Source organism: Bacillus sp. HY001 (genome assembly GCF_007558965.1).
In the GTDB taxonomy this organism is placed as follows: domain Bacteria; phylum Bacillota; class Bacilli; order Bacillales; family Bacillaceae_G; genus Bacillus_A; species Bacillus_A mobilis.
In genome coordinates, this window is the sequence record NZ_VLTE01000185.1 from 1 (window position 1) to 290 (window position 290).

1 protein-coding gene is annotated in these 290 nt (G+C 29.3%); it reads left to right on the forward strand.

Annotation, left to right across the window (positions count from 1 at the left end):
• A partial coding sequence (locus FOT98_RS30305) for an aminoglycoside 6-adenylyltransferase (protein ID WP_186292146.1) occupies nt 1-290 on the forward strand: 290 nt, incomplete at both ends.

The following is a 290-nucleotide window of genomic DNA, read 5'->3' on the forward strand; positions in this document are numbered from 1 at the left end:
ATTTTAATCAAATTCTTCGTCCTGAACTCTTACGAATGATGTCATGGGAAGTTGGTATAAGAGAAGGATTTAATTTTAGTGTTGGCAAGAACCATAAATTTATTGGTAATTATCTTCCTGAAGAAGAGTTAGAAAAACTAATAAAAACTTTTAGTCAATCTGGTTATAAAGAATCCTGGGGATCCTTTAAGTTATGTTGTGATATGTTTAGAGCCTATTCTAAAAAAGTTGCATCTTTATTAGATTTTAATTACCCTGATTATGATGAAAAAATGACGGATTTCATTCAA